General features: G+C 38.4%; 18 protein-coding genes. 15 read left to right on the top strand and 3 right to left on the bottom strand.

All coding sequences use genetic code 11. The annotated features are described in order from the left end of the window. Positions 1–108 precede the first annotated feature (108 nt). Positions 109–3,153, top strand: coding sequence for an Athe_2463 domain-containing protein (locus ASD24_RS16840; protein WP_056697821.1), 3,045 nt, complete (start codon positions 109–111; stop codon positions 3,151–3,153). A 172-nt stretch (positions 3,154–3,325) separates the two neighbouring features. On the opposite strand, the gene ASD24_RS16835 is transcribed toward ASD24_RS16840, so the two are convergent. Both ASD24_RS16835 and ASD24_RS16830 read right to left on the bottom strand, forming a co-directional pair. Further along, entirely contained in the window at positions 3,326–4,090 is a 765-nt protein-coding gene (locus ASD24_RS16835; RefSeq protein WP_235540623.1) for a DNA-binding protein, read from the bottom strand. 175 nt (positions 4,091–4,265) lie between these two features. Next, on the bottom strand, positions 4,266–4,619 hold the full coding sequence (locus tag ASD24_RS16830; protein WP_056697817.1) for a hypothetical protein: 354 nt from the start codon (positions 4,617–4,619) through the stop codon (positions 4,266–4,268). A gap of 215 nt (positions 4,620–4,834) precedes the next feature. Here ASD24_RS16830 and ASD24_RS16825 point away from each other — a divergent pair, with 215 nt between their 5' ends. From ASD24_RS16825 to ASD24_RS16810, 5 genes are all read left to right on the top strand, one after another. Beyond that, a complete protein-coding gene (locus ASD24_RS16825; protein ID WP_056697814.1) occupies positions 4,835–5,050 on the top strand; it encodes a hypothetical protein in 216 nt (71 codons plus the stop codon). A 280-nt stretch (positions 5,051–5,330) separates the two neighbouring features. Next, positions 5,331–7,115, top strand: a complete 1,785-nt coding sequence (locus ASD24_RS16820) for a helix-turn-helix domain-containing protein (protein ID WP_056697813.1) — start codon at positions 5,331–5,333, stop codon at positions 7,113–7,115. Between the two features lie 303 nt (positions 7,116–7,418). Then, positions 7,419–7,586, top strand: a complete 168-nt coding sequence (locus ASD24_RS31520) for a DUF6075 family protein (protein ID WP_442952596.1) — start codon at positions 7,419–7,421, stop codon at positions 7,584–7,586. Positions 7,587–8,024: 438 nt separating this feature from the next. After that, a complete protein-coding gene (locus ASD24_RS16815; RefSeq protein ID WP_056697810.1) occupies positions 8,025–8,270 on the top strand; it encodes a hypothetical protein in 246 nt (81 codons plus the stop codon). A 377-nt stretch (positions 8,271–8,647) separates the two neighbouring features. After that, entirely contained in the window at positions 8,648–9,751 is a 1,104-nt protein-coding gene (locus ASD24_RS16810; RefSeq protein ID WP_056697808.1) for a hypothetical protein, read from the top strand. A gap of 398 nt (positions 9,752–10,149) precedes the next feature. Here ASD24_RS16810 and ASD24_RS16805 read toward each other — a convergent pair whose 3' ends face one another. After that, positions 10,150–10,569 (bottom strand): hypothetical protein, encoded by a 420-nt coding sequence (locus ASD24_RS16805; RefSeq protein WP_056697805.1) that lies wholly within the window; start codon positions 10,567–10,569, stop codon positions 10,150–10,152. Positions 10,570–10,901: 332 nt separating this feature from the next. Here ASD24_RS16805 and ASD24_RS16800 point away from each other — a divergent pair, with 332 nt between their 5' ends. The 9 genes from ASD24_RS16800 to ASD24_RS16760 all read left to right on the top strand — a co-directional run. Beyond that, entirely contained in the window at positions 10,902–11,372 is a 471-nt protein-coding gene (locus ASD24_RS16800) for a hypothetical protein (RefSeq protein WP_056697802.1), read from the top strand. Further along, a complete protein-coding gene (locus tag ASD24_RS16795; protein WP_056697797.1) occupies positions 11,365–12,213 on the top strand; it encodes a heteromeric transposase endonuclease subunit TnsA in 849 nt (282 codons plus the stop codon). The genes ASD24_RS16800 and ASD24_RS16795 overlap by 8 nt, the downstream gene beginning before the upstream one ends. Further along, positions 12,194–14,320: a Mu transposase C-terminal domain-containing protein gene (locus ASD24_RS16790; RefSeq protein ID WP_056697794.1), complete on the top strand. Its 2,127-nt coding sequence runs from the start codon at positions 12,194–12,196 to the stop codon at positions 14,318–14,320. Before ASD24_RS16795 ends, ASD24_RS16790 begins: the two co-directional genes overlap by 20 nt. Position 14,321: 1 nt before the next feature. After that, on the top strand, positions 14,322–15,971 hold the full coding sequence (locus tag ASD24_RS16785) for an ATP-binding protein (RefSeq protein ID WP_056697791.1): 1,650 nt from the start codon (positions 14,322–14,324) through the stop codon (positions 15,969–15,971). Then, entirely contained in the window at positions 15,968–17,518 is a 1,551-nt protein-coding gene (locus ASD24_RS16780; RefSeq protein WP_056697787.1) for a TnsD family Tn7-like transposition protein, read from the top strand. The genes ASD24_RS16785 and ASD24_RS16780 overlap by 4 nt, the downstream gene beginning before the upstream one ends. 126 nt (positions 17,519–17,644) lie before the next feature. Then, positions 17,645–18,583, top strand: a complete 939-nt coding sequence (locus tag ASD24_RS16775; protein ID WP_056697785.1) for a hypothetical protein — start codon at positions 17,645–17,647, stop codon at positions 18,581–18,583. A 361-nt stretch (positions 18,584–18,944) separates the two neighbouring features. Continuing rightward, positions 18,945–20,471 carry a hypothetical protein gene (locus ASD24_RS16770; protein WP_056697782.1) on the top strand — a complete coding sequence of 509 codons (1,527 nt, stop codon included), beginning with the start codon at positions 18,945–18,947 and terminating at the stop codon, positions 20,469–20,471. Positions 20,472–20,658: 187 nt separating this feature from the next. Further along, on the top strand, positions 20,659–21,684 hold the full coding sequence (locus ASD24_RS16765) for a hypothetical protein (RefSeq protein WP_056697780.1): 1,026 nt from the start codon (positions 20,659–20,661) through the stop codon (positions 21,682–21,684). Between the two features lie 133 nt (positions 21,685–21,817). Further along, a partial coding sequence (locus ASD24_RS16760; RefSeq protein ID WP_056697777.1) for a P-loop NTPase fold protein occupies positions 21,818–22,561 on the top strand: 744 nt, incomplete at its 3' end.

The raw sequence follows: 22,561 nt of genomic DNA, 5'->3' as shown, positions 1-22,561 counted from the left end.
TGAATCTCGCACCTGTTGCGTAAAAGAGGTAGAGCAAGGTAAAACAGTTTTTGTGTTTTCTAACACAATCAAAAAATCTAAACTAAATGGAAAGGAGGTCGATAAAGCATGAAGAGATACAAAGTAATGAAATTTGTTGGTGGATTGGCGGTGGTAAGCCTGATCGTTGGGTTCTTGCTACATCAGGTTTACCAGCCCAATGTAGTGGAAAGGGCATTTGCCTTCGGCGGCGATCTTGTCACGGCTCATTGGGATGATGGCACGGGGAAGATAGTCAGAGATATCAGTGAGCCTCCAGTGTATCTTACTTACAATGATTCACGGCAAAAGGAATGGTATGATTCCATAGGGATTTCGAGACTATATGAGTCGTATCACAAAAACAAGTTTCTGTGGTACAGTCCAACCGAGCAGACACCTGCACAAATGAGAAACTCCAACACCGATCATTCGTTGATTTACGAAAATAATTTGGTGCGAGAGGGAACAAATTATGCCTATCTGGTGCGACCAGGGAAAACTGGTATTTGGCAAAATCTAAAACTCGGTAGCATGGATCCAGGATATCAAACGAGAGACCATTATAATGGGGACAACAGTGGGACAACCACTATCGTTAATACGAGCAAATTAGGTGCATATTTCGGGGCGAATTATGAGTACCGTCACCTTGGTGTATCGGATGCAGGAATACCAATAAGCAATCCATATTTTCCGTCAGATTTCCCCTCAGGCGATCAGGAGTCTGACTGGAACCCACTCGAAAAAAGCTGGTGGAACTATCCTTGGACGACTACTGAAGGGCATCCTGCTAAAACAACAGCATCCGCATGGGATGTTTCTCCAGATGAAGACCCCGAGGGATTTGAGCAGAAGGTGCAGTGGTTCATAAAATATCTCTTGCCAGCGAACGAAAATCTAAGAAGATTGGGAAAGAGTGAACGAGAAGATGCAATTTACTACGCAAAAAAATTTAGCCTGCTTAATAATCCTGAGCTATCAACAGGGATTGTAACTGCATGGCACGGAAGCGGTTATTATGCGACCTTTGTTTTGAAATCCCCACCTCGAAATAATTTGAGAGTTGTGGAATTTAAAATTTCGGATAAAAAAACGGGTAAAGTCGTTGGCTTAATGACTGCTGATGCAAATAATAACGACAACATTTCGAGAGCATGGGAAATAAACAACCAAGAGGTTGCTGTAGGCGATACATTAGTCGTTACAGCCAAAGTTAAGAACATGGTTCAAGCAAACTTTAATGGTCGTAAAACAAAGTATACACCTGTTCGAATGATTCAGATGGCTTCTTTTGACGAAGACTCTCTAATTCTTGGCAAATGGAATACTGCCATAACTGAGGATGTCATTCCTGGAGTGAATGCTGATCCAGCAACTCGAATCAACGGTATCGATGTAGGTCAGGTTGTTACCTTTGATAAAACGAAGAACGATTCATCTGGAGAAATTCTACAATGGGAATTCAAAGTACCTTCTGACGTAAAAAAACAATTTGTTTTGGGTGCTGAGGTTTCTCCAGGATTCAAGCTCTACAATGACAATATCTACACGGGTGACGACGATGGGCGACTTCGATTCAAGATTAAAGAAGAAGATATCGGACTTGTAGAAAGTTCTATCGAGCTTCTTGATAATCAAGGAAACGTTACAAATGATGTTGTTCCAGGAATGTCTCATGGTGTGAGAATCACAGTGAAAAAAGTCACTGGTAACAAACTCGTTGGTGATCCAAACGATTATAACAACCCTTTTGCGGCTGTTTCTATCGCTCTCAACGATACAGGAACCGTTTATATTGACCATGACAAGGTTTCAGCAACGAAGGCGTTAACCTTTAAAGGGGATACGGCAGTAATCGAGATTAGAGATGCGATTACACCTCTTGTACCGAGCATTAAGGCGGACTTTCAAATACATTGGTTTAATAGTTCGCCAAGTTTCGGTAATCAAAGTTCTGATCCTTCGAACGACAAAGCATCTAAAGTATGGAGATCCACGAACAATCTGAGCGTAAGCAATTTCACAATTGTTCCCACATCGGTTATTGGTCCATCTTCTACTTTGAATGAGACCCTGACATTTGAATTTATTGCATCGAACATTAACCCTGAAAACTCGGATCGAGATGTTGAAATTGAAATTCGAGATCGTAATGGTAGAGTTGTTAAGGAAGAGATCGTTACGCTTCCAGCAAACGTTGATTATCCGTTCTCATGGACTGTACCCAATGTTTCGCTAAGTGCGGGATCCAACGGTACTTCAAATGCCTTTATAGTAGAGATCAACCCACCACCAAGGCGGATAATTGAAACATCTACAAGCACAACGAACCCGTATGCTGATAACATCGATACGAGTGCAGTAATGGCATATATGACGAATTCTAACCCAGAGACTTGTTTGGTCGTAAACAACCGTAATACTTGGTCAGAAACTCACTATATCCATGATCGTGAAGGTTATCGATATTACTGGTCAAACCGTTGGGGATCGGGTAGTTATTGCATCACAACCTATGACAATACGTGGACTGATACAAGAAGCTATTACGAGGAATACAAGATAACCAATGTAATGTTCCGAAGCAAACTGACGAAAGATAAACTCGGTGGAGATGGTTGGGTTGATATCTTAGCTCGACCAGATCAAGCGAAAGTAAAAGCTGGATATGGATTTGAAATCAAATATATCGTTAAGTTCGATACAAACACGTATCGTAACTCGCCCAAAGGTTGGCCTGGCGATTGTTCGTTTAGAACAGTAACTCGTCAGTACGGCGGAACTGTAACAGCCCCTACCACTCTTAGTGTTCAAATGCCATTTGCCGATAAGTTTGGGAATCACGTGACTTATAACTTGACGAATCCATCTCAGTCAGGTTCATGGGACTCGCTTAGTCAGGTGTATGAGATGCCTGAAAAAAATGCATTTGGATTGAAAAATACGCGTGAAGTTTTCACAAATGTTTCCGCTAAGGATGGAAGATACAATTTAAAAGTTTCCACATATCGTTACTTTTATGGGAGTTCCTACAAACCAAACCAGTCCATTTATCTTTGTGATTCTGTAGATATTTCGATTTTTCTGATCGGTAGCTATACCGATGATGTAAAATCCCATATAACTCAGTAATAAAACGCAGGAGAATTATTAATGAAATTCCCCTGAAGCCATACGTGAGGGAGAAAAGTAAAAGAAACAAGCCTAATGGCTTGTTTCTTTTACTTTACAAAGATTTCTATTTTTACAATACAGAAAAAGAAGAGCCATCAATCAGCACTGCACTTCGACATTCAAATATACATCAATTCCCTTTAGTATTCCCCGCAATTTTAAGAATTTCATCCATCTCCTCAGTCAAGGCTTCCCAACGATAATAATCAATTGGATCATCCAAATCACCCTCCGCTATTCCTTCAAATGCTTCTTGGTAAGTCTTCTTACCATACCGCAATTGCAACTCAGTCAGCTCTTGATTAATTTCAAGTAGACGTTCTTGAGGAGTTTGTTCTAATCGTTTTTTTGTTTGATAGTTCATTTGCATTCGAATGGAATAAACGGTATCACGCATGAGTTCTACTGCATGTTTAGGAATCTTTTTATGAGATCCATTGTTGTCCTGACATTCTAAACCTTGATTTACGTACTTGCGTAACGTCACTTTTGAAATGCCCAGTAGATCTGCGGCTTCCGAAGCCGCAAGTAGGTAGTCGTCATGGTAGATATATTCAATAGACACACCGCCTAATTCATAATACCAAGTGTCAAAATCAATCTTCCATTTTCCGAAATCCAAATCACTAACTGGTGAGTTGACTTCGTAGACTCGATCCAGCCATGTTATCAGATTTTTTTTGTGAGTCGGAGATAAGAGGTATTCTGCCGTGCATGTAAATTGTCCGTTCGAAACCTTGATGCCTACAACTTTATCCTGAAAGGATATTGCAAAACTGGCTAAAACTTTGGATAGGATATAATCCGTCTCTTTTTCAATCACCACAGGATTTTTTTCACTGAAGCCATAACCAATTCGCTCATGGGTGTAATCATATACCGTTCTATTCATCATCTACATCTCCCTTGTACATTCTATTCTAATGCATGGTTAACGAATTATCAATTTCGTTAATGTTTGTTTTGTTGGTTTAGCTAAATTTCATATATGAGTCGAAGAATTGTGGCAAAACAAAAGACTTCCTAATGTATGTAGGAAGTCTTCTTTGCCGAAATTATTGCTTGCTACCTCAAGGAAGGATTGCGTCCATGATCTCATATGAAATGTTCCATTTTTCCTGCATCATAATTGCCAACTCAGGTGCTGAAAATCCAAGCTCGTCCGCCGCCTCGACAGGATGAAAAAACTCAAACAAAAACTTGAATTCCGCCTCAATTTTGTGAGACTCGTCCTGTACCCATTCCATAAACTCATCTGTTTCTACCTCATTATCAAAAGGATTAGCGCCTTCATTAAATCCGAAAAACGTGCTCCCAATCTGCTCATTAGCAAGATTATAAATAGCAAATTCCATATCATACTTATCAAAATTAATTGATTGCAAAAAAAAGAATTTGTCCTTATACATTACCAATTTTTCCATTTCAAAATACCTCCGTATATAAAATATGTTTTTCTGAAATTTCTCGATTTTGAGCCTTAGTGATCCTCCTTAAAGTTGCTGTTTTTGATACACATAATTGCTCATCCTTTATTGTTTTTAACTCTATATTATAAGCATTTTCTGCAACATAATTCGATTGCATCCCCTTTATTTTGCATAAAATATATAAACAAAAAATCAAGGGGGTGCTGCATATGTATGGGCATCAAATCTATCAATTATCGGCAAACGATCGTGCGAAATTTTTAAACGAAGAGCTGAAGAAAGAGGAATATCGGGAGCTTAACCAATTGGCGAATGAGCTGATGGTTGACGAGACTGATTTGAGAGAGGATATGGCGATTACGGGTTGGTACTACATTGTGGAGCTGAAACGGTTCATGAAGATCGAAGCTAACCAAGCATCTTAAAATTGATTAATGGTCAGACTTGCTTGTAGGCATTAATAGTTATCAAATCAGTTGCCCTCGACTACAACATAAAAAACAAAAAAAGAGAGGCTTTCAACACTCCCGCCAAAGTTGTGTCCACGCAAGCACTCTCTTCGTTCACTTATGAAATAATTATACTACGCTCAATCAGGAAATATAATCTTGAAAATGTTTGAGACGGTTTAATGTTAAATAGAAATGTGGATGAAAGAGAGAATGGGTCAGTTGAAGCCTCCTGTACAAAGGGGGGCTATTTTCGATGAAAGAAATGAAGATTTTTAACCAAGTGCCAGTCTTGACGGATGGGCAGATAGACAAGCAAGCAGAGAAACAGATCCGTTTTATGAAGGCAGTACATCCCCAACTTGCGGACGAGCATTGGAATGAGGGCAGAGTTGAGCTTCGACCAGTCAAGCGCGATCCATCGATAAGAGAGTATCTACGGAGCTTCGGAACATGGCACCTCGGCGAAAAGGATACCTCGGAACTAAAAAAGTTTCTCCAGATTATGAATGGCAAAGGAGTAGACTTATACTTTTCGAGCTTTGCGTTTGACTATCAATTGGAAGTTTTCAAGAAGGATGGGAAAAAGTATGAAAAAGGAAAGGTGAATAGTGAAAATGCCTTGTTTACGAGTATTTTGCCAATGGATTTTGACGGCATAACGGCAGAAGAATTTCAGTCTCAAAAACAACGGCTAATAGAATTGGGCATTGAAACACTTGATATCTTTTCAGGTCACGGTTACCAAAGTTTTATACTGCTAAATCATAGGGCAGATAAGGAAATCTACAAGAAGTTTACCACCCTAATGCTTGCGAAGGGCTTTAAAGTTGATGAGGCAATACAAGATTGTTCCAGAGTCCTTAGGATGCCATACAGCTTTAACTGCAAGGCTCTTGATCCTAAGAGCAAATATTACAGCGGGACAAAACCAGAGATTGTTCCAACGACAGACGTATCATGGACGGAGAAGCGATATCACATCACTGAGGTTTTCGAGAAACTAAATACTCTGTCTGATGTGATTAAGCAGATGGAGCCTTTGAGTGAGATTGAGCTAAATTCAATTCAAACTGCACCATTAAGCGGTGTGGATAAGAGAGTAAAAAAGGAGAGAGATAAACGGGAAATTGAAGCAGTCGGGGAGATAAAGATCGAAACCCTTAAAGTCGTTTACAGTATGCTGGACTTCGAGCGGCTTCCTGATGCCGTACAAAAGATGCTTGCTGGAAGCCAGGAAGGGTTGCGGAATAAAGTGATGATGTTCATCATTCCGTTTTTGCGGAACAGCCTTGGATTAAATATCCAGACGATTAGGGACGTTATGGTTTGCTGGGGAGAAAGGTGCTCACCAAGTCTGGATGCCTCCCACATTTTCAAAGAGACAGACAGAATATATGCAAAAGACTTTAAGGGCAAACATGGCAAGTATACGGAGGAGCTTCGCGGTGCATATGGGTATTTAGAGTTTGAAAATTATACGAAAAAAAACAAACTCATCATTTCGAATGACTTTTTCGATGATCTAAGCGTTCTATCTGATTGTGCAACACGGATTTACTTGGCTATGAAGCTTGGAGAAAGCCTGGAGGGAATCAAGAACTTTAGTAAGTTGGACATCCAAAGGTACGCTCAAATTTCCGAGAGAACTCTGGAGCGAAATATGAAGGAGTTAGTTTTAAAAGGACATGTCACTAAACGCAGAGGGAATCGTAGAGCTGGCGAAGGGTATATGTATTACTTAAATCCCTTCTTTAATTCCGTTTCTGGCTTTACTACCCTTGATAATGCAACGGTTAAATTGATGCTGAAGGATCTTACTGATGGGGAGTTAAAATTGTACAGCTTTCTGAGCAAAATTGTATCTCAGAAAGGAGCTGATTGCTGGGCAAGTCAAAAGTACATCGCTCAAAAAATTGGTAAGAAGGGTCATGATTCAATTTCTAAAATGACAGCGAGTCTTCACAAGAAGGGGTTCATTGCAAAAAAAACAATAGACAGGAACGGGATCAAGCATTCTATTTATAATTTGAATTTCTAACACATCAAACCTGTAGCAAATCTAAGCTCCAGGTTTTTTTGTTTTCTATCAATTTTTAACCGTCATCTATTCACATACTTGGAGGAGCCAAAAATCCTTGTTTTATAAGGGGTTTCAGGTTTTAACCGACATCTATTCACAATAATAATAGAAACAGGAGAGGAGCGAAGTGAGAGGGTGCGAATAAGGATAACAATACTTAAAACTGCAATACAACATTGAATCAATTTAATAGATTCGATACTTGTTTTTGATAGGTTGCATGCATATAAGATATAAACCAATTATCAAGGAGGCATATGTATGCAATTTCGTTCAGACGAGCACAAAAGACGATTCAATGATTTATGCGAAAGAGACAAAACGAATATCAAGGACATTGAACGGTGCTCACTTTTTTACATTTTCTCAGGAACAGAACTGTTGTACAAAAATATCGAAATGCTTTACACTTTGAGGATCATACTATAAGGCTGGAGGCTTACAATCAAGCTTTCCTAACTGGCGGCACTCGTAGCTTGATTGACCTGGCATTTAGTCTGCACGGCTCGGAGGCGGAATGCGAGGTTCGCTTTTTGTTTAATACCCTTGATGACCGCAACAGCATACTTGCATTGCAGGCAATTAAGTATCGATTTCAAATTCCAGTTGAGATTGATGATTTAAAATGAAGCAGAAGAAACATTAAGATGGCGAGGGAGCTACCGACAAATTTATACTCAATCACTATAAGGGTTTATTTACTTGAATCAAAGTAATGAAGTATAATGGTGGCAACTGAATCGAATATTTCAAATCGGAAGCACCGATCTTACCTTAGGGGGGGGATCTGTGCTTTTTTTGTTTGATGGGAGTTAAAGGGAAGGAATCAGACTAAACAGATCGCTGATTATAGGAGGGGAACGAAATATGGAACCAGAGAAGCTATTTCTGGCAGTTCGGCTAATGGTCGGAGGAGGTTTATTGTTTTTAAACCGAAGTATTTATCAAATGTATGGTCACGATCCGCTAAACAGACCTTTTATGCAAATTGTTTTCTTTCTCATGTTTGTTGCGACGATGTATATGTTTCGAAAATTGTCGCTTTTTCAACTTGCTTTGGAGATGTTTAAGGATCTTTATCGCTTATATAGGGACAGTCATAGTAAGGATTGATAATAAATCTCTCTACATTACACAACTCAATTGACGGCGGCAACATGATTAATCGGGGAAATTAGTAGGTCATTCAAGTTGCTAAGTGAACAGTATTCGAATAACATTCATGCCGTCATTAGCGTAGTTGATAGGCTAAAAGTATAAATGAATGAATGGACAACTTATCTGCTGGACAAATCAATATAAGGATAAAAAGGAGATCGAATCCAAGAACAATATATTGGATCTCCTTTTTACACTGTTACAAAGGTGAGGGAACAGTTTGTTCCCTTGCTTTTTTCCTGTAGCAATAGAGTTTACATTAAAACTGTATTGAAATGTCTCTTCTGAGCCGATATAAATGTAAATAATATTTTACAATAATCGGAGAGTATATGGACATCAACAGTATATTTACGGGTGGAAACGTAAAGCCCAATACAATCGCAAAGAACATTATTCGACAATATTTGCATAATACTGGTCGCATACAGCAGTTCCAGATCAGAAGCTATATAGAGAACAAGGATTTCTCTGCTATAACGACAACGCAGGAATTCGAGCACTACATCCAAAGACAGAACGCTTTTGGCAAAGTTTTTGGTAACTTGGACATGGTGGAAGATGAGCGGCATTACTGCAATTTCGTAGCTGGCAATGATGCCTGGATATCCAAAGATGAAGCAGGGGTCTATCGCTATTTCTCCAAGGCGCGCTGGGGTGGCACGATTAGCCTTAATATATTTGATGTCGTCGAAATTGTTCTTGGAAACGCTGATGAAGCGGAGAACGCATTCCAGAGCGCTCGGAGCCTACTCGCCAATTTGTTTGAACTGGAACTAAAGGACGAATGGGTATTACAACAAGCTCAAAAGTATCAGAGCAATCTGCAATACATACGTGGAGAAAGAAAGGATCTGGAGCAAGCATATCCCGCAGTGTTTCAATTTATTCAAAAATACTATGCCATCTTAGAGTATTTCAACGATCACCAGGAGGATAAATTATATCGGGTCTTCAGCTACGAAAATCAGCATGTGTTTTTCTCCGCAACCAATCGAATTAAGGAAAAATTGAACATTAGTCAATCAACCGTGACCAGATCCATTAATATGCTCGCGCTATCAGGATTAATTGTAAAAATTCCGCATCAAAAACTTCCAAGCAGAATGCTTGAAATATCTGATGCGATTTTGAGTTATCGGATGAATCAGGGCTATATAGGAGGCAAAAGGATTACGTTTTACACAATCCCAGAGTATAGTAATGAAACATTGCAATTGGCAGAAAAGGTCGTTATCATACTGCAAGCCGCTGGCGTATGGGGAAGTTTACTTACAAAGGAGAAAGTGAGTAAGCACTTTGGAGAAGCAAGAGCAAATCAGGTGTATTTAGCTGAATATACCGTGAAGAAAATTAACTCAGCAGATAATTCTACGTTGGTTGATGATGCAGAAGACATCCTAATCGATATTGAAGATGATCCAATTCCATTTTAATAGCTATAAATTTATATAATTCACACTACAGTTGTCGGTTTAACGCATTAAAGTTGTGTATCTCATGTTTGGAGGAACGCAATCTTATATCAAGCATGTATCCCTGAGATGGGATGCTTAGTTTTTTACGCGTATCACCAATAAGGAGTTTGCATAAAAACCAAGGTTTATCGCGCAGGCGAATATTGTAACCATGTTTTGCGCTAAGCGTCCGTAGGGACGCACATAAGAAGATTGCGAAGTAGTTTAACACTTTTATTTGTATTTTAGCTTGATAATTTAAAGACATTTTATATATGCAACCATTTATTTACAACTGTTTCACAAACTCACTCAAGGCGCACATTTTTCATGACAAAAAGAGAGGAAATCTCCTCTCTCTCCCTCGTCAATATAAACTACCAGACACTTTTCAAAGCGACTGCAAATGAAATGATCTTGACTTTTTTTGATTTTAATAGAACATATCGAACCGATTCCCAAGCTATCAGCATAAATATCATTCCCCCAGTCACGTATCCTAATATTCCCGTTATCTGCCCATAGCTAAATCCAACAACAACAATTGCAATCAAGTAAAATGTCAAGCGTGGCTTTCCGCATTTAGATACCTTCCTAAATATACTCAGCCACTTTCTCAATCCACTCGTTTCATGCGTCCAATTTTTATGTTGACGGAAAGCTCCCCAAAGCGGCAAAAGAACAACTGAAAAAACTGCTACAAACAGCAAAACGTCTAATAGAATTGATACAATGAACGCCAAAATCGAACTCAAAAATGCAATACCCAAGATATAGCCTAATGTATCTTTGCTCATGTCTGCGCACGCTCCTGTTTTTAATTTTGCCTTGTAAATATGTCACTGCTTAATTTCCTGCCTATCCTTTAGATGAATACAATCATTCTCCATTTGTTTATAAGTATCTATATGATAGATTTCTGAGTTGAATATAATCGTGTTTTGATCAAAAGTGCGCAATGATCATTGGTTGTTGATTAGCCCGCTATGAGTTATAATACAACCAAGAATACCGAAACCAACTTTAAATGCATTGGATATATGCTGTTTCCTTTAAAAAAAAGGAGACTTATCGCATATAGGCAATGCATTTTTTTGTGCTTTAAATAAGAAGAAAGAAGGTTGAAAAAATGGAAATCGAGTATATATGCAAAATTGTCAGATACAATTCAGGTGAAGATTATAAGACAGATGTTGTGATCATCTTTGATTTTTTATTGGATTCAGGATCGCTTCGGAAACTGCTTAAACATTTAACAGTCTCGTCTATGTATACACCAATCAAAACGATTGCATTTATCGATGAAAATATCGGGAAGTTAGCTGAATTTTATCATGGTGACATCACTTCTCGGGCTAAAATAGAGTTCATCGATTCTAACAACTTCAGCGTCAGTTTCAGAAACGATGTTATTAAAGGCTCCATTTCAAACAAAGCGTTGAAGCAGTGGGATGTCAAAAGTGTTGAGGAGATGCTTGCAGGAGATACATTGAAAAGCGTAATACTGACGAATTACACATACGGTCAAAAACATGCTGAAGCGACGGACGCCTATCATATCTCTTTAAGATTGCAGAATGGGGGGAGATCTGATGTCTAAATTTAACTACGATGCTTCTGATGCCAAATTACAACGATTCATTAAGGAAGGAAGAGGTCAGGGGCGTGAGGCAGAATACCAGCCATGGCTAAATGTCCATAGCATTGCATCCCGCGGAAGAGTGAGCAGAGTTTCGGGCTGGAAAACTGGCAGGGTGCATCATTTTCTATCCGATAATGAGACGCGCTATTTCTATTTATGCGAGTGGTCAGATGCTGTGATCGACATCCGCGAGCATTATCCCCTCATGGATTTGTACGAGATGACTGATATTTTAGATGATGACTTAACGAAAAAACTAATGGATCGCAAAACGGGTACTCCACATATTTTAACGAGCACGTTTTTATTAACGATGAAAAACGAGCAGGGGCAAGAGCGACATTTCGCTCGGAATATCAAAGAGGCGAGGGACTTTGAAAAAAACTCAGTCATTGAACGTTATGAGGTCATTCGCCGATATTGGCACAAAAAAGGTATTCCTTGGGGACTGGTTAGCTCCTCTGAAATCAATGCGGCACGGGCAAAGAACATTGAATGGTTGCACGCCGCAAGAAGGTTAAGCGATTGGGGCTACTCAGAACAGCAGATTGCAGGCGAGAGCCAATCATTAATGGAACTTTTGAACGGCGGAAAAGGAACGATAAAAAACGCCATTGAACGCTTCGATAGTCAGCTTTCAGGAGAGCAAGGGAAAGGATTGTTAATGCTAAAGCATCTGCTTGCGACTAAGCAAATCAAAATCGATATGGACAAGCCTATTGACCTTAATCATTCTGCTAAAAGCATTGAGATTGTGGATAACAAAGGAAGTGATACAGTTGCTAAGATTAGCGGTTAACACGATGCTCCAATATGGAGGAGATACAAAGCAAATCGAAAGAATTTTGTGGATCGATGCTGGACGAGTCCATTGCTATATCATTAATATCTTTACGAATCGATTCCCTGAACTGCGATTAATTGAGGATATTGAGAGAGGAATACAGGAAGAAGTAATTCATGTGGTCGAGGATCAATGGTTTTCTGTTGTCTGTGAGGAGCTTTTATCTGATAAGGCAAGGGTGCAGATGGAGAACGCATGGGAGGCTGTAAAACAATTAGGGGATCAGGAACCAGCCATATTCGACACGGCTACTCGTATGAAGCTAATCCAAAAAGCATCTGACTTTTCAGGAGTCAGCACAAAAACTATTGGACGATACCTGAAGTCATTTTGGGTCAAGGGGAAAGTCAAATACGCCTTGGCTCCATCGTTTGATAAAAGAGGAGGCAAGGGAAAGACGAAGGCTTCAGGGCAAGAAAAGCGTGGAAGACCGCGAAAATATAGTCAAGAAGAAGGGATTAATGTTGACGAAGAGGTTGAACGGATTTTTCGAGTCGTCTTGAAAAAATACTATTATACCTCAAAGAAAGCACCGCTGAAGTTTGCTTATCAAAAGATGATTCAGGAGTTCTATAGTCATGACAGCAGGATGGAAAACGGTGTGAAGATGCCTATTATTCAAGGTTCGAGCAAATTACCAACGTATACTCAGTTCAAATACTTCTTTCAGAAGGAAAACAACATCAAGAAGGAAGTCTCAACGAGGTTTAGCTCGAAAAAATATGAGTTGCTTCACCGTCCAGTCCTCGGGAGTGCTACAGCAGAAGCCATTGGACCAGGGTCACGCTACTTGTTCGATGCGACTGCTTTCGATGTATATTTGGTCTCAAGAATTAATAGGAACTGGATAATCGGACGTCCCTACCTTGTATACACCCAGGATGTCTTCAGCAGATGCATCACTTCGATCCATGTCACTTTGGAAACAAGCTGGTTATCTGCGGCAATGGCAATTGCAAATTGCTGTGAAGATAAGGTTGAGTTTTGCAAACAGTACGGGATCGACATTCGCCCTGAAGAATGGGAGGCAAAGCATTTACCCGAAACCATTCTTGGTGATCGTGGAGAACTCTTTACGAAAGATGTAGAGACCCTCATAAGCAGTCTGCACGTTAAAATCGAGAATACATCCAGCTACAGAGGGGATTTGAAAGCAATTCTTGAGCGACACTTTAGGACAACAAATGATCTGACTAAGATGATGCTTCCTGGAGTAATCAATCCAGATTTTAGGCAAAGAGGTCCGAACAGTCGCGATTATCGCTTGGATGCAAAATTGGACTTATACCAGTTCACCCAAGTCATCATTCGATGCGTGCTCTACCATAACAATCATTACTTGCCCAAATATGCTCGCGAGGAAATGATGATTAGTGACGAGGTAGAAAGCATCCCCTCGAAAATCTGGCAATGGGGCGTGAAATATAGATCGGGAAAGTTGCGGGAAGTGCCGAAGTCAGTGGTCTTGCTAAACCTGCTTCCAACTGCTGAATGCCTGGTGACTTACCAGGGGTTAAAATTCAAAGGCTTGTTTTATAGCAGTCATACGGCACTTAAAGAGCGGTGGATGGAAAAAGCGCGCACGGGAACCTGGAAACTTTCTGTGAGCTACGATCCACGAAATCTCGGGACGATATATCTACGGGGAGTGGGCGACAATGGGTATGAACCTTGCTATCTGTTAAGCCAGTACAATCAATATAATGGTCGCACTCAGGAGGAAATTGAGTATTTGCAGGAGTTTGAGCGGATGCAAAAGGCGCAACATGCAGAAAAAGAGCTACAACCTCAAATTGATCTCATCACACACATCGAGGCTATCGTACTTGAGGCGGAAAAGCAAACGAAAGAGCAATATGTCTCGGGTACAAAAGCTGAAAAACTTCGTGGAATTCAAGACTATCGGAATTTTGAAAAGAAACTCATACGGAATGAGGAATCCATACATGCCCAACTTGGGTTCGGAAAACCAACTCATTCTGAAGACAGGGCAGACTCCTCTGGGAACATTGATTATTTTGATGATTTCGAATTGTTGAGAAGGAAACGAGGGGAGGAATAGCATGGAATGGATAAAGATTCCTAACGGGACTTTGGCACAAGTGGCTCAATATTCACAGCAAATTGTCAGTCAATACGAGGGCAATATGCTTATCGAAGCACTACCTCCCATTATGTCTAAAGAAGAGGTTGTTCAAGCCTTATCAAGTTATCCTCACTTTGATGTGGAGGAGCGCTATGCCGACAGTCATTATCGTTTCCACATGATTCAGCAACTGCTTGGTTACTTTCAAGTAATGCCTCTGCATATTGACCTTGAAAATCGAATATCGAGACTGATTCGGCAAGGCTATGTCAATCGAAATCCTTTAAAGCCACACTATGCGAGTCAGATGGTTCAAGGACACGCTGATATTCAAAGTGGACAAATTCGCCAAACTGTACAAGCATTCTCCTCTGGAATGACCATTGTCGGTATTAGCGGGATTGGCAAGAGTACAGCTATTAATCGTATATTGAGTTTAATGCCCCAGACCATCAGCCATTCGGAATACAACAGCATACAGCTAAGTGCATATCAAATTACTTATTTGCGTTTGGAATGCCCTCCAGACGGCTCAATTAGAGGGCTAATTAATAATTTTTTTGTAGAGCTGGATCAGCTCCTTGGGACGAATTATATGGATCGCTTTGGCAAGAATACAAAATTATCTGCCTCCTCCTTGATGCCAATTGTCGCCCAAATTGCAAAGAGCTGTAGCTTAGGCATTCTTTGCGTGGACGAAATCCAAAACTTATCCGTAGCCAAAAGCGGTGGTGCAGAAAAAATGCTCTCATTCTTCGTCACGCTTTCAAATTCTATTGGACTGCCGACAATTTTAATTGGAACGCCCCGTGCAAATGCCCTTTTTTCAGATTTTCGCATTGCGCGACGAGGAAGTGGCCAGGGTGACGTAGCATGGCTGCCAATGAAGAAGGAAGAGCCAAGTTGGAGACTTTTCATAGAAGGGATTTGGGACTTTCAGTGGGTTCGAAATCCAACGGAATTAACAACAGAGTTTAATGATGCAATGTATGAGGCGAGTTGCGGAATTACGGACATTGCTGTTAAAATTTTTATGTTCGCTCAAATACGGGCAATAACATCAGGAACGGAGACGATAACTCCACAGATCATTAAAGGTGTCGTTAAGGATAGCCTGAAATTAGTGGAGCCGATGTTGAACGCTCTTCGTTCAGGCAATCTGAACAGCATTGCCAAGTTTGGCGATATCAACATTGCTCCAATCGATGGATTTATAGCGGCGGAGCAATCCAAGCTGGATTTAGGTAATATGCTTCAAACGTTTCAGAAAACACAAAAAGAACAACAGGTGCATGCTGAGCGATTTAAACAGGATGCCGTAGTGCGATTAACACTATTAGGGGTTCCAGAAAAAGAAGCCAAACATAATGTCAGCAAGATTACTTCAGATATGCCTCAAATTCAAAACATCCAAGAGGTTGTACAGGAGGCTTATAAGCTTCATCTTGGTCTAATTGAAGACAAGCAAGCTACAAGCAAGACACAACCACAAATTGATGATGAACGCGACTTGAGAAAGCTTGTTAAGGCAGGGAAAGAAAATGGTTTTACTGCCTACCAGACGCTAAAAGATGCTGGATATATTGCCTCTGATTTTTCAATAGATACTGGAAGTGAACTCGGATGATGCTCCAATTTCCGACTCCCTATCATGATGAGTTATTACAAAGTTTGCTTGCCAGAGTTGGGATCCGAAGTGGGAATATAAGCAACAGGGCTATATTGATGGATATATTCGGAACAGACAGGTTTACAGCATGCTTGGAATTGCAACCAGGCATCAGCAATATAGTTTCAAATTTGCCTATTGGATCAACAATATCAGCAAAACAACTCATCTACCAGAATACGATGTACCTCTTTTATAACGCTTTTCGGGATGAAGAACAGGCGCACGCCATATATATCAGTATGCTTGATGAGCATGGAAGGGATCTGCATAATTCCATTGGTTTAATGTCATCATCAGTCCAACCGAATACTCACTTTCAATATTGCTCCTTATGCAATCAGGAGAGCATAAGACAGCATGGAGAACTATATTGGACACGGCTATTTCAAATCCCAGGTGTTCGAATTTGCATCAAACATGGAATATGGCTTTCTGAAAGCTCGGTTTTGACGAGAGAAAGAACGAAGTATGCATTCATAGCTCCAACACAGGATAATTGCACTGATCATTCTGTTCGAGAGATTACTGATAAGGAAATGTTGGGCCAATATAGTTGCATCGTGAACAACATTAAGAAGTTGCTCAATTTCAAATATCCTCATCGTCCAATGGAGTGGTTTCATAAACACTACATAAATCAGTTGATGCGGAAAGGCTACGCCTCAGATAAGGGAAGAACTGATTATAAGCGATTGAGAGCAGAATTTGTTGATTTTTATGGAGTTGAACTGCTGGAGATTCTCCAATCATCAGCAAATGGCGAAAGTAGTTGGCTGAAGCTAATCTTCCAGAAGCATCGGAAAGGATTCCATCCTGTTCGTCATCTACTGGTTATGCAATTTTTAGGACTGACACTGGACGAATTATTTAATAGTGAACCATCGGATTTTTTAGATGGTCATGCGAGTAAAGCATCTCTGCCAAAGAGAAAAATTATGAAGAAAACAATGACTGAAGAACATAGAAGACAAGCTAAAAGAGAAAGGCGAGAAGCGTGGTTGCAAATGCGAAGCCAGCATCCTGGACTTGGCAGATTAGAGTTGAGGAAGCTTAATCCCAAGGTATACGCTTGGCTCTATCTGTACGACCGAGAATTTCTTATGGATCACATGCCCCAAAAGTTGCCACCGAAGTCTGGTACAACACGTCATGATTGGGAAAAGCGAGATCTGGAGATTCTTGAAAAAGTTACTGAGATTGCAGAACAGTTGATGAGTGAAGAAGGAAAGCCACGCCGCATCACTTTGGAAAGAATACAGGAGATCATAGGTAGCAAATGTTTAATGCCTAAGCATTTAAAGAAGATGCCACGTACTCGAACCTTTCTTGAGCAGGTGGTAGAAGATGCTGAAGCGTTTCAAAAACGTAGAGTATTGTGGGCAATCGGGGAATTGAAATCGAACGATGAATCGCTAACTTTAAATAGGGTTAAAGTGAAGGCTGGAGTAAGTAGAGTTCCAGAGGAATATTTACATGATCTTAATAAGATCTCCGCAATATAAAATCGTTGAAAGAATTGCAGTTTTGTAAGTGTGACGATCATTCCCAACATAGGAGGGATATTTTGGTTTCTCGTCGAAATGTAGTTCAATAGCTGTATATTTTATTCAGAACGGGAGCGGCATATAGTGAAATTGGACTCTCATCACATTGAAAGATTAGTACCTTGGTTTGGGTATGGGAATTTTAATGAAGCAGAAGTAGTCTTTTTTGGAAATGAAGAAGGACTGGGCGGCTACCCAATTGAAGCGGTTTTAGGAAGGTGTCAGCTTTACGGATATGATGCGAATACGTGGATTGATAATGATTGGAGACTGGGGTATTGGGATGAAACAAGTCATGATGGGTACTTAACCCTGGGAAGGATAACGAATGAAATAAGAACTGCAAGTGGACTGTCACCTGTTGCCCCACCTCCACCTCCAGCTTCTCCGTTCTTAGAATTCCAAGCAAGGATGCTATTACATTTTGAACAAAAGGATCAAAATTGGTTCAATGTTAAGAAAAACCTTCTAAATAATCAATGGAATCAAATACAAGAGTTGAAAGAACACTTATATTCAAACAAGACTAAAATTAAGGCAGGATTAGTAGACTGGAGACCCTTGCCTCGCCCTACAGAGGATGTTTGGCCATACGATGGAATTGACGAAAAGAAGTACATTTCAGCTTTCAAATTAGCTAATGCAAATTTGAAAAAAATAACTGAATTAAGCAACGGTAAATTGGCAAAAGAAGAACTCGACGAGTATTCCAAGATGCTATGGAATCGTGCTGAGCTGATTAGGAAAGTATTTGTTACATTCCCCTTCTCAACACTAATCGGTGTTGGAGATATGAACGCCAAGAAGAAACTGTTGGAATTCATTTTCAGAAATGAAAATTTAACATTCACGAAAAAGACTTTGAGAAATGGGAAATCGTATGAGATAGCTGAGTTAATTCTTCCAAACAAGAAACTTACCATTATCCTTACATTATTCTTTAATCATCGTTCTAATTGCTTACAATTAGAAGGGCTACAGCATTTATGTGAGGATGTTCTTGAACCAATTATTGGCTGTTAAAGTTAATTTCAATTATAATGGAGTTTTCTTCTACAGAAAGTCCATAAGAATAATAAGTTGATTGTCGAGTCGATGAATTTCAGGTGTTTATTCCTGATTATTCGTTCGGCTTTTTTTGTTTTTTCAACAAATTCAGTCTTTCTGATCGTTGATTCGGTGTTCTTCTCTCAGTATCAGAGATCAAATTGTTAATTATTCCGAAAAGGAACGTTTTCGGAAATTTTAAGTGCATTATACCTATCTTTTTGGAGGACATTTGTACCATTTGTCGAATTAATAAGAGTGGTGGAGCTTTATGTAACTTATGGTAATTTCGAATAAGATTGAAAAGTTTTATAGGCTGATTTAAGGAGACAGAAACATGAGAAGAACACCAACTGCTAAGGAATTAAATGATTTTTTAGATAATAAGAAATGGGAAGATTTATGCAACCATATATGTGTGGAGGAGTTTTCAACAAAAAGAGTTAATGATGCTAATGGTAAAGGGAATGGTTTAGACGCTTACAAAATATTAGATGATAATTCATTGATTGGTTACCAATTTAAAAGATATACGAGTAGCTTTAAGGATAGTCAAATAGAAACATTGAAAAAAAATATTAAAGATGCTAAGCAAAAGACTCAAACAGAACTTGGTATAACGTTGAATAAATTTATTGTTATTTTTAATATGAACTTAGAACCTTCTCATTTTAGTGTAGAAGGAGATCTTAAAAAGTTTGAATCAAGAGTAGTAAAATGGGCAAAAGAAAATTATGACGTTCAAGTTGAATATTTAGATCTGAACTGGGTTCATACAAAGTTGCTCAAATATCCACACTTCTGTCCTGAATTATTCGAGGAATATATGACGACTAATGTGTTTAAAACGGGTATAGAGCCCTTGGAAGAGAAAATGAATAAGCTGATTGAGATGAGTAAGCCATACAAGCATATTAATAAGCTGATTAAGAGTAGTAACATGCATTATTCCAGAGCAAGAGAAGGTAACTATTTAAAGAGAATTGATAGTGTAATTCTTAATCTGGAAGATGCCGTCGAATTACTTGATGTAGAAGGAGAATGCATTGATGTAGAGTTTAGAGGGAAAATACTTATGTGTCTATCGGGCATGTATGTACTTGTTTTTAATAATACCGATGCTATCAAATGTGCTGAAGAAGCAATGAGTATATTAAAAGATGAAGATGACAAGGCATATTGCAAGGGTAATTTGGCGTTTGCACTCTTAGAGTCTTCGGGTGATATAAACTTTGCCGAAAAGCTGTTTACGGAAATATTGGAGCACTTCAAAAGTAAATATAATTTATCAGAAACAATTAGAACATCAGGTCATTTACTTCAGATTTATATTTACAAAGACCGAATAAAGAAAGTTATCTCTTTCTCGGAAAATTTAAATAAGATTATAAATCAAAGTATGGAGTCAGGAGGAGAATTAACTGATGTTATCCTTTCTGCACAAGGAGCTATTGCTAATTCTTATGTTTATTTAGGGGATTATGGATTTGAGGAGTATTATCAACAATCGTTAGAAATTCTCGATAGAATGATGAGAACTTATAAGAGAAATGGTATTTATTATATGTTTTACAAGGTTAAAATATCTAAAGCAACAATCTTATGCAGAATAGACAAAGAAAAAGATGGGAAAATCGAGTTTGATGAAGTAATCTTTGCAATAAATGAACACCTTAATCGAGCCCAGGATGATAGCGTGTATCATTTATTGGCTATCTCCTTATTTAACAAAGCATTCATGATAGAAGGGCTTAATAAAGATGAAAAACAAATTACTCTTTTAGAGGCTGAGAAATTATATCTGCGATTTGGTGATACGGATACAGTGCAAGAAATAAGAGAGGAACTTAGAAAGATTATTTAATTTTGGGCTTTATCTCATAATCAGTGCTTGACAGTTCTGCAGAGCTTTTTCCGATAGACTTTCATATGAATCTATACCGTTTAAACGTGTATACTTCATCTGCACTAAGTCATGGAGGAGTCAAGCACTGATTTTGGTTTTGAGCCTAATTTTGATTTTTTAAGACATAAATTTAAGGAGCATAATCTTGCTAACAAAAACACCGACTTCCATAGAGAAGATAAAAGCGTATCATAGTATTAAAGGTTTCTTGACTGAAGAACAGCAGAAGGAAGTAATTGCGATGCTTGGTTTGAATTCAACAGATCTCGAAAAAAGAGTTTGGGGAAAAGATAACGAAGTTGAATTCATATTAATGATTCACTTATTAGAATGGTGCAAAAGCATTATAGGATTTGAAGAGGGGGTTGCTAAATTAACTAATACTGTTGCATCCGACTTGCTTATTGAATTAGTAAATGGAGATAGAGTTATTGTAGAGATAAAATCAACTGAGAAAAATAAATATAGCATCTCAGCTAATAATTTTAATGAGAAAAGGATATTTGCAAATAAAATGGGTGCCAAACTCTATTTTGCAGTAAAAATGGCAGGATATTGGACTTTGTTTAGCAGTGAATATCTCGAAAAAAAAGGTCGGAAAATTTCTTTGGATGATGATTTTATAAACTCAGAACTTAATGGAATTTTTGGTGATAGGTCATTTTTGTTTCCGAAGGGATTGAAGATATCATCTATATATTCTAAAAGTGATAATAAACATTTAGGGCTCTATAACTCGGATTTCGGTCATTTAGTTAGTTATAAAATAGAGTTTTTAAACAGAAAAATTATTAAAATTAACAGTAATCAGCATGAAAAATATCATTATATATTCTTATTTGAAAATCTACAAGATACGATGTCAATACAAAAACAAAATATTCAAAATATCGATTCAGATAGAACTGTGATCACAGAAGAATTAACCGAAGAAATGACTCAAATGAACTTGTCCGCTTTCATTTTGTCGCCAATTAGACATACTATGAGTGATTTAGGACATGTTTTTGACTTCAGTCAGTATTTAACTAATTTAATTGATGGTACGAAACAAATGATAACTCGCCAACATATACTGTATGCCATTTCATTTTTGTGCGATAGGGGATACCCAGTTTATGAAAATAGAGAAAATAATTTATATAATTTCAGAGATATGCGAATAAAGTGATTATTATTGGAGTGATTTTCTTCCTAAATGCTTCTTGTTAACAAATGAAATATTTCCGTCAGCAATGTGCTCTAAAATAGAAAAGCTATTATCCGTTTCGAATTAATTCCCATTGATGAGAGGTCGTTTGTATATGAATCAAACTAAAGTAAGCAAAACGCTCAATCAAATTTTTAAAATTAGTCAAGAGAAAAGCACTTGCGTCTTCATTGATGGTGGATGGGGCATAGGGAAGACGCATAGTATCCTTAACCAATTCAAGAATGATGGCGAGAAAATTACCCTGAAGTATATTTCTGTTTTTGGAAAAAAAGATTTGGAGCAAATAGAGAAAGAACTAATATTGCAATTAATGCCGACTGAGAAGCTTTTTAACAAAGTGAAAGATAGCAATGCTATGAAGATATTGGGAAATGTTGTAACCAGCACCTTAAAGTTTTTTGATAAGGAAGTGAATATTCTTGACTTACTAAACAATCTAAGAATTGAAAATATCAGTTATGACAGGGTTAAAGAAAATATAGTATTGTGCATAGATGATCTGGAAAGGAAGTCAACTGATATTGAAATTGGAGATTTACTTGGCTTAATCGAGAGGGCATCTACCAACTTCAACATTGTATTTATTGCAAACTCGACTAAGCTTTCTGAGGATGAATTAGAATATTTCAATGAGTATAAGGAAAAGATTGTAGACTATCATTTTGTGATTGATGAGTTGGATATTGAAGTTCTGCATTTAATTGCTAAGAATCATCTGAGAGATTTGAGCGAAGAAAATATCAAAACGGTTTCGGAATTTTATCTCGAAAATATTGAAAATTATCGTGCGAAGAAAATAGAAGATAATAATAGTTATGAAATTTTAAAAAATATA

The organism is Paenibacillus sp. Root52 (assembly GCF_001426865.1).
In the GTDB taxonomy this organism is placed as follows: Bacteria; Bacillota; Bacilli; order Paenibacillales; family Paenibacillaceae; genus Paenibacillus.
Note: the sequence above shows the minus strand (reverse complement) of the source record. Positions and strands in the feature narration are given on the sequence as shown.

What these genes read in the sequence shown, in the direction of transcription:
- ASD24_RS16805 (WP_056697805.1), bottom strand. Translation starts at nt 10,569, where the DNA reads ATGAGCAAAGATACATTAGGCTATATCTTGGGTATTGCATTTTTGAGT.
- ASD24_RS16830 (WP_056697817.1), bottom strand. Translation starts at nt 4,619, where the DNA reads ATGGAAAAATTGGTAATGTATAAGGACAAATTCTTTTTTTTGCAATCA.
- ASD24_RS16800 (WP_056697802.1), top strand. Translation starts at nt 10,902, where the DNA reads ATGGAAATCGAGTATATATGCAAAATTGTCAGATACAATTCAGGTGAA.
- ASD24_RS16820 (WP_056697813.1), top strand. Translation starts at nt 5,331, where the DNA reads ATGAAAGAAATGAAGATTTTTAACCAAGTGCCAGTCTTGACGGATGGG.
- ASD24_RS16795 (WP_056697797.1), top strand. Translation starts at nt 11,365, where the DNA reads ATGTCTAAATTTAACTACGATGCTTCTGATGCCAAATTACAACGATTC.
- ASD24_RS16810 (WP_056697808.1), top strand. Translation starts at nt 8,648, where the DNA reads ATGGACATCAACAGTATATTTACGGGTGGAAACGTAAAGCCCAATACA.
- ASD24_RS31520 (WP_442952596.1), top strand. Translation starts at nt 7,419, where the DNA reads ATGCAATTTCGTTCAGACGAGCACAAAAGACGATTCAATGATTTATGC.
- ASD24_RS16785 (WP_056697791.1), top strand. Translation starts at nt 14,322, where the DNA reads ATGGAATGGATAAAGATTCCTAACGGGACTTTGGCACAAGTGGCTCAA.
- ASD24_RS16780 (WP_056697787.1), top strand. Translation starts at nt 15,968, where the DNA reads ATGATGCTCCAATTTCCGACTCCCTATCATGATGAGTTATTACAAAGT.
- ASD24_RS16840 (WP_056697821.1), top strand. Translation starts at nt 109, where the DNA reads ATGAAGAGATACAAAGTAATGAAATTTGTTGGTGGATTGGCGGTGGTA.
- ASD24_RS16815 (WP_056697810.1), top strand. Translation starts at nt 8,025, where the DNA reads ATGGAACCAGAGAAGCTATTTCTGGCAGTTCGGCTAATGGTCGGAGGA.
- ASD24_RS16835 (WP_235540623.1), bottom strand. Translation starts at nt 4,090, where the DNA reads ATGATGAATAGAACGGTATATGATTACACCCATGAGCGAATTGGTTAT.
- ASD24_RS16825 (WP_056697814.1), top strand. Translation starts at nt 4,835, where the DNA reads ATGTATGGGCATCAAATCTATCAATTATCGGCAAACGATCGTGCGAAA.
- ASD24_RS16770 (WP_056697782.1), top strand. Translation starts at nt 18,945, where the DNA reads ATGAGAAGAACACCAACTGCTAAGGAATTAAATGATTTTTTAGATAAT.